Source organism: Aestuariibaculum sediminum, from assembly GCF_014596945.1.
In the GTDB taxonomy this organism is placed as follows: domain Bacteria; phylum Bacteroidota; class Bacteroidia; order Flavobacteriales; family Flavobacteriaceae; genus Aestuariibaculum; species Aestuariibaculum sediminum.
This window is the reverse complement of the sequence record NZ_JACVXB010000007.1, coordinates 59,310-71,361: the sequence shown is the minus strand read 5'-3', so window position 1 is coordinate 71,361 and position 12,052 is coordinate 59,310. Positions and strand designations below refer to the sequence as shown.

The following is a 12,052-nucleotide window of genomic DNA, read 5'->3' as shown; positions in this document are numbered from 1 at the left end:
ATGTTTGATTTGCCGAGGTCGGTAGAATTTGATAATATCATGAGTTTATTAGGAGCTGGTTATCAAAATTTACCATTGGTAAAATATTTAATTAAACAGGTAAGTTTAAGTTTTAAGGACCGTATGGATATGTTAAGAGAATTTTATCCTGAAGCAAGCGATGACGACTGGAAAATGGTAGTTGCTGGCCAACGCGTTCAAATTATAAAGCGAAACAAAAAGGGCTTTGGAAAGCTTGAATTTGGTACAGAAATAATAGTATCTAAAGACAAGTCTATTGCTGCTTTATTAGGGGCTTCTCCAGGTGCGTCAACCTCTTATTCGGTGATGCAAAAAGTTATCGAAAAATGTTTTTAAATTGAAAATTATATTTAAATAAAAAGCCGCTATTTAGCGGCTTTTTTTATGTGTTATTAATACATTTCCTTTATTTTACTCAATTTATTCTCCCAAAGTTCTAAAGACTCTTTATGTGTTTTAATGTTGTTGTGAACTTCTTTTACTAAAGGATTATCGTCATCTACATTGGTGAAAAATTGCAAATTGTTTTCTAGCTGATTAATCTGGCTTTTCACTTCATCAATCTTCTTACGAATAAAGGAGCGTTCGTTGTCTAAATCCCGATTATCGTCGGCTGTGTTCATATGGTCAAGTTTATTCTCGAACTTAATCATTTCAACCTCGTTTTTATCCATTTCTAAGCCAGAAAGTAATTCATCTACGGCTTTATTGAATTTACCTTCAATATAGCGTTTATCATTAGGGACACGACCTAATTCTTTCCATTGATTTGTAAATTCTTTAATTTGCTCGATACCTTTGTCTTTGTCGGTAAAAGGATTTAAGCTTTTTAATTTATCTAAAAGTTCTAATTTTTTAGAAAAAGCTTCCATGCCTTCTTTATTGGCTGCGTTACGCTGTGCGTGTAATTTATCAAAATAAAGATTACAGGCCGCTTTAAAGCGCTTCCAAATTTTATCGCTGTCTTTTCTAGGAACATGACCAATTTTTTTCCAGTCACTTTGAATTTTCTTCATAAGTGGTGTAGTCACTTCATAATCTTCACTGTCCTTATTGTCCTCGGCAATTTTAATTAAATCTAGTTTCTTTTGAAGATTGTTGTACTGTTCTTTTTTTAGATCTTTATAAAATCCGTTTTTCTGACGATTAAACGTTCGAACAGCTTCCTTGAATTTAGCCCAAGTGTTTTCATTTTCTTTAATAGGCACTTTGCCGGCATTAAAAAAGGATTCTCTTAAGGCTTCTACTTCTTTTATTTTCTTTTGCCAACCGTTATGCGTTTTGATATCTTCAGCAGTTATAGCCTTAATGGCATCAATAATTTCTAGTTTAACGTCTAAGTTTTTTTCATAAATTTTATCAATTTCCTGAAAATAAGCTTGTCGCTTGTCGTTAATTACTTTAGTAGCAGCTTTAAATTTGCTCCATATTTCTTCTCGATGTTCCTTACTTACTGGGCCGAGCTCTTCTTTCCACATTTTATGAAGCTCTTGTAGCTCCCTAAAGGCTCTTAAAACATTATCATCTTTTGCTAACTCTTCGGCGCGCTCAATAATTAATAGTTTCTTTTCTAAATTATGCTTAAAATCTAAATCGCGTAAATCTCTGTTTAAATGCAAGAAATCGTAAAACATTTCTACATGATGGTGGTAACTATTCCATGCATTATTGTATTTATCTCTTGGAATAGGCCCTGTATTTTTCCAGCGTTCCTGTAGTTCTTTAAAATGTTTATATGTGGTATTGATATTTTCCTCAACGTTAATTAAGCCTTTAAGTTCTTCAATGATTTCGAGCTTATCGGCTAAATTTTGTTTCAGGTTTTTTTCAATATTTTGATAGTACTCGTTACGCTTTTTACGATAATCGTTGTATGCTGCCTTATAGCGTTTTTGTACAGGAGAAGAGTAATAAAAATCAATTTCATTGCCTCCTTCATTTATGAAGTCTTCTTTTTTCTCATCTAAAAGCGCTTGAAATTTACTTTTAAATTCATTATTGAGTGCTTCGACGTGCGATTTTATGGCTTGAACTTTTTCAGTTCTAAGTAGGCGTTCTAATTCTATAGCTAAAGCTTCTAACGACATAGTGTCGTAGTCCTTCATTTCTATAGTGTGTCTGTCTTTATGACCCTCATCTTCGGCATCTTCAGCGTTCGATTCGTCAATTTCATCCACACCATCATCTTCTGTTCCGGATTCTGATTTAAATTCAGAATTCGATTCTTCAGTAGTCGAATCGTTCTCTACAGGCTCAGAAGCGTTAACCTCATTGGTTTCTGCAGACTCTTTAACTGTATTTTCTACTGTTTCCTTTTCAGAATGTTCTTCATTCTTACTTTGATTTTCTTTTCCGTGCAACATATTCAAATCAGACATTATTAATAATGTTAGGGTTCGTTTTGTTTGTTTGTGAGTTTAAAGATACTAACAAGTCTATTATTTACAAATATTTAGAGAGCAAATTATTTGTTTTCGATTTGAAGGTAGGTTCAATTTTTAATCATTTTAAATAGGGATTTTCCAGATTGACCATGCTTTTTCGGCCTGGAAAATGAGCATATTTAAACCATTAATTGTTTTAGCTTGATGTTTTTTGCCTAATTTTAAGAATGTGGTTTCTTCAGGATTGTAAATTAAATCGAAAAGAATGTGTTTGCTCGTTATGCCATTGTAAGGGATATCTGGTCGGTTTTCAATATTAGGAAAAGTGCCTAATGGTGTACAGTTTACTATAACTTTATTGTCCTTTATTATAGATTCTGTTAAGTCTTTATAAGTATATTCTACGCCTTTCGAAGCCGAACGGGATACATATTTATAAGATATACCTAGTTTGTCTAGACTGTAAGCTACAGCTTTACTCGCACCACCTGTGCCTAATATTAATGCAGATTTATGATGTTTTTTTAAATGAGGCTTTAATGATTTCTTAAAACCATAGCAATCGGTATTGTAACCTATTAGTTTTCCTTTTTTGGTTACTCTAATCGTATTAACCGCACCAATTGCTTTTGCTTTTTTATTAAGCTTATCGAGATAAGGAATAACCTCTTGCTTGTACGGAATCGTGACATTAAATCCTTTTAATCCTTTTGTATTTATAAGAATTTTGGGTAAATCATCGATTGATGGGATATCAAAATTTTCATATGTGGTATTGTGGATCTGTTCATCTTCAAATTTCTTTTTAAAATAAGATCTTGAAAATGAATATGAAATATTTCTGCCTAAAAGTCCGAGTTTGTTCATTATATTTTTCTGGTTTTTTGTCCGTAATATTCCAAACCTAAAACAATAGCAATGCCAAAGAAAATAAAGGCTATGGCGTAAAACGTTTCGTTAGTTAATTGCGGGATGTATCGTTGGTAATTTGCAACTATTTTTGTTCCTGTTGAATCTAATATAATTGAACCGTCATCAGACAGTTTATATATGGTGTGTTTCCAAGGCCACACTACACCTAAAGATCCTATTATAAAACCTATAATTGCAGATAAAGTGATACTCTTGTATCTTTTCAAAATATAGCTTAGCATATGAGAAAAGGTAACCAAACCTGCTATTGAACCTAAAGTAAAAACCGCTAATACCTGTAACATTCTAATGCGTTCGGTATTATTTATAAAGCTGAAGTTACCCTGAATAATATCTGAAAATGTATCGTAAAGAGCATTTACCGAATCTACTAACAGTAATACATAATTCCCAAGAAGAATTAAGATAAACGACCCTGAAAACCCGGGTAGTGTCATACCTGAAACACTTATAATCCCACAGAAAAAAACGAACCACAGGTTGTCATTTTCTTTCGCCGGATTTAGAAAACTAATACTTGCACCAATTAATATGCCTATTGCCAGAGAGGTATAGGTTTGGTAATTCCAATCTTTAAAATCTTTATTAATATAATAAATGGAGCCTATTATCATACCAAAAAAAACACTCCAAACGTAAAGTTCATAATGTTCTATAAGGTAGTCTAATACTTTAGAAACGCTAAAATAGCTAATTATCATTCCAAAGAATAGTAAGCTAATAAAACGACCATTGATATAATTGAAAAAACTTTTATAACGACCATTTATGAGCAATTTAAAAGCTTTCCCATTTATTTTTTTCAAGGAATAAATAAATTCTTCATAAAACCCAGCAACGAATGCTACAACACCACCAGACACACCAGGAACTTTATTCGCAGCTCCCATTCCTAAACCTTTCAGAATTAAAAAAAGTTTGTCTTTAAGTGTTCTGGTACTTTCCATTTATGCTTGTTTAGATCCTATTTTTTCTAGAATAAAAATAGTTAAAAAACCAAGAAACATTAAGAAAACAGCAAATACAAATTGATTATCGCCATTATAGGAGAATGGAGAAATGCTCTCTTGAATTAAAGGAGATTTTATTCCTTCCGAATTGGTATGCCAAGATAACGTGTTCTTCCAAGGCCATACTTTGTTTAAAGAACCGAAAATAAATCCAGTTAGTAAGGCAAGTGTTATATTATGATAGTTTTTAAAAAGCCACTTTAAGGCGTGACTAAAGCTTAATAACCCCAGAAAAGCACCACAGAAAAAAATGATTAATTTTTGAATGTCCATATCATGAATGGCGTCACTTAAAGTTTTGTATGCTCCTAAAATGATAAGGATAAAAGAACCTGAAATTCCTGGCAATATCATAGCACATATGGCTATTGCTCCAGCAAAAAATAAAAACCAATTACTGTTACTATTTTCCATAGCTGGCAGCGAACTTATATAAAAGGCAACAAGCGCGCCTATAATTAATGAAATTATTATGGAAGCATTCCATTTTGTAACTTGTTTTCCAACGAAATAAATGCTGGCTACGATTAGACCGAAGAAAAATGACCAGATTAAAATGGGGTGGTTTTCTAAAAGAAACTTGGCCAATTTCATAAACGACACATAACTAATTATAATTCCAGTTAACAAAGCAAGAATAAAGTTACCATTAACTTCTTGCCAAAATGCTTTGATTCCTCGCTTAAAAAGTGTTTTAAATAGAGAAGGTTTAATATTGCTTATAGTGGAAATGAGTTCTTCATAAATTCCTGAAATGAATGCGATGGTACCTCCTGATACTCCAGGAACAGCATCGGCAGCCCCCATAGCTAAACCTTTAAAAGAAATGATTAGATAATCAATTAAGCGTCGTTGCATATTTAGTTTTTGTGTAAAAAACCAAAGGTATACATTTTAATTAAACAGCCGATTATTGATTCGTTTTTAGTATGTTTTTTACCAGGATTTTATTGGAAACACCAGGAAATAGTTCGTCTATAATAAACGAAAACTCTTCATTATGCTTTAAACCATTTTTTAGATAAAAAATACCTTTATCATTTTCATTAAGTGAAAAGTATAAACCAGCTAAACGATATTCTATCTCCGAATTTTCGGGATAAAACTCAATGGCTTGCTCAAAATTATAAATAGCAGCTTCTGGTTCGCCTAATTTCAATAGTATATCGCCTCTTGTTAACCAGGTATTTAATTCGTAATTTCCTAACTCTAGGGTTTTTTTGAAGCCCCGTTCTGCTTCTTCTAAATGATTTAAACGATGATTAATTTGAGAATATAATTTCCAGTAATTAACATTTTCAGAATCGATGTTAAGCGCTTTATTTATGTAATATAACGCTTTTTGATAATTTCGTTTTCTATTGTAAAAACGTGTTATGGCTATCCAACCTTTATCTAATAACGGGTCCTCATGTACTGTTTTGTAATAATACTGAACGGCTAATTCATCATTTTGAAGCTTTTCATGACAGTTTCCAATGCGCAGTAAAGCAAATGAGGTAGGGTCGTCTAACTCTAAAGTTATACTGTAGTTTTCAATAGCTTCATTAAAACGTTTTAATTTTTCTAAAACTTTTCCACGTTCGAGGTAAGCACCGACAAACGTATCGTCTGAAATGATGGCAAAATCGTAGGCTGCTAATGCTTTTTTGTAATTTTTTAAATTGTAGTATTGTTTGCCTAATTGATGCCAAGCTACTTCGCAATAAGGGTTTTTGTCCAAGAATATATTTAAATATTCAATTGCTTCTTCAGGCTGATTCAAAAAGTCAAAACAGTAAATCACATTGTAAAGTGCAGAATAATCTTCTATATCCTCTTCCAAACACTTCATAAAGCATTCTTTGGCTTTTTCAAATTCATCAAGAAAAAGGTATTCCATTCCGATAAGCGAATACAAATCTACGACGTCGTCAGTTAGTTCAAGTGCTTTTTTAAGCACATCGATAGCTTGCTGATGTTCGTCTTTTTTAGAAAATATATTTGCTTTTTGGATGTAGATTTCTTCATTCATCGGATCCAAATTATAAAGTTCATTAAGCAAAGTGTCTGCTTCAATAAGTTTGTTTTCAAACACATAAACTTCAACTTTAAAAAGCCTGAGATTAACCGAGGAGGGATGCTGGTCCAAACCAAGTTTTATTGCTTTTTTAGCTAAAGCTATTTTACCTTGATTTAGATAGTGATGAATGATGTTTTCAAATTCCTCTGAGTCAAAAAACAAAACGTGGTTTGTTTTTAACATGGACTCAAATTTTGTTAGAGGTAAATTATTGTTGTCATCATGACTAAACTCCATAAGCACATTTGTAAAATTCTACTACTATAAATTTAATGTTCTATTTTAATGATTAACAGTTCAAGCCTAAATGTTTTTAACAAAGTAATGAACAGTTAAGGAGTTTATTTTAAAATTAAGTTTGTTTGTTGGTGATTAGTCGGTTAATGGTGCGTTAGCTTTCTTGAATTTCATTTAAAATTGAAATAATTATGTCGCATCCTTTAATTATTTCATCATTTGAAATGGTTAGAGGTGGCGTTATTCGCACAGCCTTACCTTCGAAGAGCAGCCAAAACAGGATTAAACCGGCATCTTGACTCTTTAAAACAACAGTGTTTGCTATATCTTCAGATTGCATTATTGGGGCCAGCATAAGACCTTTTCCTCGTATTTCTGTAATCAACGGATGTATTAAAAGCTTTCTGAAAAGTTCTTCCTTTTCCAATGCTTCGGGCATTAAATTGGTTTCCGTAATTTCTGTTAGTGTAGCTAAAGCTGCCGCAGCAATAACAGGATGTCCGCCAAAAGTTGTAATATGACCTAACTTAGGATTTTCCATTAGTAAATCCATATGTTTCGTTGAAGAAGTGAATGCGCCAATAGGCATGCCCCCACCAAGCCCTTTACCCATAACTACAATATCTGGTGTGCAATTGTAATTTTCGAAACCGAAAAGTTTGCCAGTTCTGCCAATACCTGGTTGGATTTCGTCTAAAATAAGAACCGCACCAACGTCGGTACAGCGTTTTCTAACTTTTTCTAAATAGCCGTTTTTAGGCTCAATAAATCCAGCACCACCTTGGATGGTTTCTAAAATAACACCAGCTGTTTTCGTCGTTATTTTTAAAAGATCCTCTTCTTCATTGAACTCGATAAATTTAACGCCGGGAAGAAGCGGCCTAAACGCTTGCTTACGTTCTTCAAAGCCCATAACACTCATGGAACCCATGGTATTACCGTGGTATGCTTTTTTTGCTGCGACAATTTCACTTCTGCCAGTTATACGCTTAGCAAGTTTTAGTGCCCCTTCAATAGCTTCGGTACCAGAATTTGTTAAATAGGTTTTGTCTAATGGCTTTGGTAGATGTTTCGCAATACATTTACAAAGTTCTACAGGTGCGTGTTGTGCATACTCGCCATATACCATAACATGCATATATTTATCCAGTTGGTGTTTGATAGCATTAATCACTTTTGGGTGATTGTGCCCTAAAGGTGTTGCCGAAACTCCAGAAACAAAATCCAAAAATGGTTTACCATTGGTGTCGTAAATATAACTGCCTCTGGCATGAGAAATTTCCATAGCCAAAGGAAACGTCGACGTTTGCGCTTGGTATTTTAAGAAGTCTTGTTTCATCATACTTTAAAACTAATCTTTTGCCTCAGGGGTTTCTTTTATTTCAATAAGTGAGGCTCCCCATGCGTAGACTTCGTCGGTTGGTTCAATATTACTTATTAAACATCTAAGTTTACTTTGGTCTAGAGGCTTTAAAGTCGATATACTGTATTTTTTCCAAGAATCAGGAAGATCTATACCTAGAGACTCATAACTAGTCCAAGGCGCACCATTTCTTTGAATAATTATACTTACTACCCCAGAACCTTTCAACCAAATGGAAAATTTGAATTTTCCGTGTGTTTTATTTATGCTTTGAATTATTTGACCGTTACCTTGCCCTATTCCTGATATAGAATAAACTAATTCTTTTTTGTTAGGCGATAGTGTTGATTTTGCAGATACTTTAGTATGCTGTTTATACCATATATTATTTTCAAAGTCATTAGGATATTCCAAAAGATTATTTCCATTTTTTAATCCTAAAAACTCTTGACTATTACCAGCCATATTAATACGCTCCATCATTTCCTCATTAAAGAAATCATCCTCGGGAATATAATCTTCTAATCCTTGAATTTTAGGTAATACTATCGGTTTGTCTTCAGAAAATAAATCGGCTACAGATTGTGGGCGTTCGTCTTCGCGCCAATCAAAGCCTTTCAAACGTTTATCTTTCTCCAGATATTCCGATTCAGGAGGCAGTGTGCCGTCTACTTGATTAAATCGGGTATATTCTTCTATATCTCCATTTCCAAAAAGTATAGATATTCTTCCTGATTTTGCTTTGTCGATACCTACTAATTCTTGTTTGTCGTTTCTAACGTAAAAAATAGATTGTGCGTTTTTGTTGATGTCAACCGTTCTAAGCTGGTTTTCGTCATCAAATTGACCAAGAAGTTTTAAACCGTTAATTTGATTGTACCCGTCTTCACTTAATGTGTCTTTGCTAATAATAAAGGCATTGTCGAAAACAAGAAGCGAATCTAATTTTTCGGTTTTTGTATTTGAAAATAAATGAATGGTATCTCCTGTCATTTGACTTTCTACATTCCACATGATTGGGCGTCGTTTCGTTGCGAATTTATCTAAAGAAGCCAGGCGATTCAGGTTAATAAGTTGAGTAACGCCAGTTTTTTGATTAGAATGAATAGAATCAGCCTTTCCACTTAAGTCAGTTTTAAAGATTTTGGCATTGTAATAGGCTCTTAAAATGCGTTCATCGGGTTTTCCTGTTACCATAATTTTATCGGCATGCATGTAAATCGAATCATTTTCTTGCTTCGTGGCAGCTAGTGCTCTTTTGGTTATGAAAAGCGAGTCTTTTTCTTTAAAAACCTCAGCATAATGGCCTTTAACTATGGTTTTGTTAATGGTGTCTGTGACTTTTATATTATTGGTAGCCGATGCAAAACTGATGTTGTTGTCGAAGTATAAACTATCACCTTCAATAATACGGTTATCGTAGTCTATTCGTGATTTTTTCACAGCATAACCAGTTTTATTCTTGGTGTCATAAAAACCTTTTTCGCAATAGGTTTTGCTGGTTTCAGTGACTATAGTAGAAGGTCCATACAAAAATGCTTTTCCAGTATCGGAATAAAAATCAAAGTAATCTGAATTAATAATTGCGTCGTCATTAGTTAGCACGACATTTTCAGTGAAACGGTATTTTTTTTGCTGCATTAAGTAACGACCAATTTTACTGGTAATAGTACCCGAGGTATCCTTTACAACGGTTCCGCCACTTTTATAAAAGGCTTCCTGGTTAATTCTATCGAAATATAATGTGTCACTAGATATGGTTGAGTTAGGGTCTTTTAAAACGACTTCGCCACTCGCAAAAGCCAATTCTGAAATGCCACTATACTCAATGTATTTGGCAGACATATTAATGGTGTCCCCTTGAATCATTTTGACATTTCCATAAGCTTCAATAAAATTTTCCTGTCCGTAGCGAATGGCTTTATCACACCATAAATCGGTGCCATTATGGTATAAATGCACTTGTTGGGAATCATCTCTGGTTAAGATGGTGGCGCCAGGAAAATTAGCTTCGTCACGATTTAGTCTTCCTGAATATTTAATTTCAATTTGTCTTTTGTCTTGCGCTGTTACACAAAATGTAGATAACAAAAAACAAAAGATTAATAAAATGTATATGGGATTAAATGTTTTCAAGATATATATGTTTGTCGCAAAAATAACGATATTTCTATAGTTAAATTGTTTTCATACAAAAAACGCAATAAAATATTTATGGCTTTTTATAAACTAAAAAAAGACCACTAAATAGTGGTCTTTAAATGCTTATGAAAGCGTAGAAAATTATTTATTTCTAAATATCGTTTGTTTTCTATCTGGACCTACTGAAACGATAGTAATCGGAATTTCTAATTCTTTTTCTAAAAATGCGATATAATCGTTTAGTGCTTTGGGTAATTGAGATGCTTCAGACATACCTGTTAAATCCTCAGCCCATCCTTCAACTTCCGTATAGATAGGTTCTATATTTTCCGGGTCGATATTGTAAGGGAAATGTTTGATTACTTCACCTTTATATTTGTAAGCTGTACATACTTTTAAGGTTTTAAACCCAGAAAGCACATCGCCTTTCATCATCATTAATTGCGTTACACCATTAACTTGGCAAGCATATTTTAAAGCGATTAAGTCTAACCAACCACATCGTCTGGCGCGACCGGTAGTTGCTCCAAACTCATTACCAACGCGACTCATAGTTTCTCCATCCTCATCGAATAATTCGGTAGGGAAGGGGCCTGAGCCTACACGCGTAGTGTATGCTTTAAATATACCAAATACTTCACCAATTTGGTTTGGTGCAACACCTAATCCAGTGCAAGAACCAGCAGCAGTAGTGTTACTCGATGTTACAAAAGGATATGTTCCGAAGTCGATATCTAATAATGATCCCTGAGCGCCTTCAGCTAAAATAGTTTTACCTGACTTTTGAGCTTGATAAACATATTCTTCAGAATCGATAAAGGTTAGTGTTTTCAACACTTCAACAGCATTAAAAAATTCTGCTTCTAATTCTTCTAAGTTATACTGAATATCTACATCGTAAAACTTAATCATTGATTCGTGCTTGTCGGCTAAAGCTCTATAGCGTTCTTGCCAGTCACTTAACTCTAAATCGCCAACGCGAATACCGTTACGCCCGGTTTTATCCATATAAGTTGGACCAATACCTTTTAGGGTAGATCCAATTTTAGCTTTTCCCTTCGAGGCTTCGCTCGCTGCATCTAATAATCGGTGCGTTGGTAATATTATATGTGCTTTACGCGATATAACTAACGATTTTCGGTAGTCTACATCTTGTTCGGCCAATTTGTCTAGTTCGCCTTTAAAAATCACAGGATCTATAACCACGCCATTACCTACTAAATTAATAGTATCCTCATGAAAAATTCCTGAAGGGATGGTGTGTAATACGTGTTTTTTTCCGTTGAAAACTAAGGTGTGTCCTGCGTTTGGACCGCCTTGAAAACGCGCAATAATGTCGTAGTTAGAGGTAAGAACGTCAACAATTTTTCCTTTGCCTTCGTCGCCCCATTGTAATCCTAGTAGTAAATCTACTGCCATTTTAAATGTAAATTATTTGGTTGATTTTCTATTTCCGTAAAAATAAAGTGAATGATTATTAATTTCGATATCAAAAACTTCCTCAATAGTTTTTTTAATAGATTGAATTCTGGGGTCGCAAAACTCTATAACTTCCCCAGTGTCTGTTAAAATAACATGGTCGTGTTGTCTATCGAAATATGATTTTTCGTAATGTGCCTGATTTTGTCCAAACTGATGTTTTCTAACCAATCCACATTCCAGAAGTAATTCTATCGTATTGTAAAGCGTGGCGCGAGATACACGATACTTTTTGTTTTTCATATTAAGATATAGGGATTCTATATCAAAATGTTCTTTGTTATTATATATCTCTTGTAATATAGCGTACCTTTCGGGCGTTTTACGGTGTCCGTTGGTTTCTAAAAAGTTAGTAAAAACACTTTTTACTATTTCTTGATTTTTTGTATCGGCGCTTGCATTCATAATTTCGTTGCAAATT

Annotated in this window: 10 protein-coding genes; 1 reads left to right on the top strand and 9 read right to left on the bottom strand. The window is 33.7% G+C overall.

The genetic code is table 11. The features are described 5' to 3' along the window. A complete protein-coding gene (locus ICJ83_RS17060; RefSeq protein WP_262891561.1) occupies positions 1-357 on the top strand; it encodes a malate:quinone oxidoreductase in 357 nt (118 codons plus the stop codon). 56 nt (positions 358-413) lie between these two features. On the opposite strand, the gene ICJ83_RS14115 is transcribed toward ICJ83_RS17060, so the two are convergent. The 9 genes from ICJ83_RS14115 to ICJ83_RS14075 all read right to left on the bottom strand — a co-directional run bounded on the left by ICJ83_RS14115 (position 414) and on the right by ICJ83_RS14075 (position 12,036). Continuing rightward, entirely contained in the window at positions 414-2,399 is a 1,986-nt protein-coding gene (locus tag ICJ83_RS14115; RefSeq protein ID WP_223154789.1) for a DUF349 domain-containing protein, read from the bottom strand. A gap of 129 nt (positions 2,400-2,528) precedes the next feature. Beyond that, positions 2,529-3,272 carry a shikimate dehydrogenase family protein gene (locus ICJ83_RS14110; RefSeq protein WP_188231051.1) on the bottom strand — a complete coding sequence of 248 codons (744 nt, stop codon included), beginning with the start codon at positions 3,270-3,272 and terminating at the stop codon, positions 2,529-2,531. Next, entirely contained in the window at positions 3,272-4,285 is a 1,014-nt protein-coding gene (locus tag ICJ83_RS14105) for a DUF368 domain-containing protein (protein WP_188231050.1), read from the bottom strand. Before ICJ83_RS14105 ends, ICJ83_RS14110 begins: the two co-directional genes overlap by 1 nt. Beyond that, on the bottom strand, positions 4,286-5,206 hold the full coding sequence (locus tag ICJ83_RS14100) for a DUF368 domain-containing protein (RefSeq protein WP_188231049.1): 921 nt from the start codon (positions 5,204-5,206) through the stop codon (positions 4,286-4,288). Between the two features lie 52 nt (positions 5,207-5,258). Continuing rightward, positions 5,259-6,647, bottom strand: a complete 1,389-nt coding sequence (locus ICJ83_RS14095) for a tetratricopeptide repeat protein (protein ID WP_188231048.1) — start codon at positions 6,645-6,647, stop codon at positions 5,259-5,261. 154 nt (positions 6,648-6,801) lie between these two features. Next, a complete protein-coding gene (locus ICJ83_RS14090; protein WP_188231152.1) occupies positions 6,802-7,986 on the bottom strand; it encodes an aspartate aminotransferase family protein in 1,185 nt (394 codons plus the stop codon). Between the two features lie 12 nt (positions 7,987-7,998). Further along, positions 7,999-10,101 carry an OstA-like protein gene (locus ICJ83_RS14085; protein ID WP_223154788.1) on the bottom strand — a complete coding sequence of 701 codons (2,103 nt, stop codon included), beginning with the start codon at positions 10,099-10,101 and terminating at the stop codon, positions 7,999-8,001. 192 nt (positions 10,102-10,293) lie between these two features. Next, positions 10,294-11,571, bottom strand: a complete 1,278-nt coding sequence (locus ICJ83_RS14080; RefSeq protein ID WP_188231047.1) for an adenylosuccinate synthase — start codon at positions 11,569-11,571, stop codon at positions 10,294-10,296. Positions 11,572-11,583: 12 nt separating this feature from the next. Continuing rightward, entirely contained in the window at positions 11,584-12,036 is a 453-nt protein-coding gene (locus tag ICJ83_RS14075) for a Fur family transcriptional regulator (protein ID WP_188231046.1), read from the bottom strand. Positions 12,037-12,052: the final 16 nt, after the last annotated feature.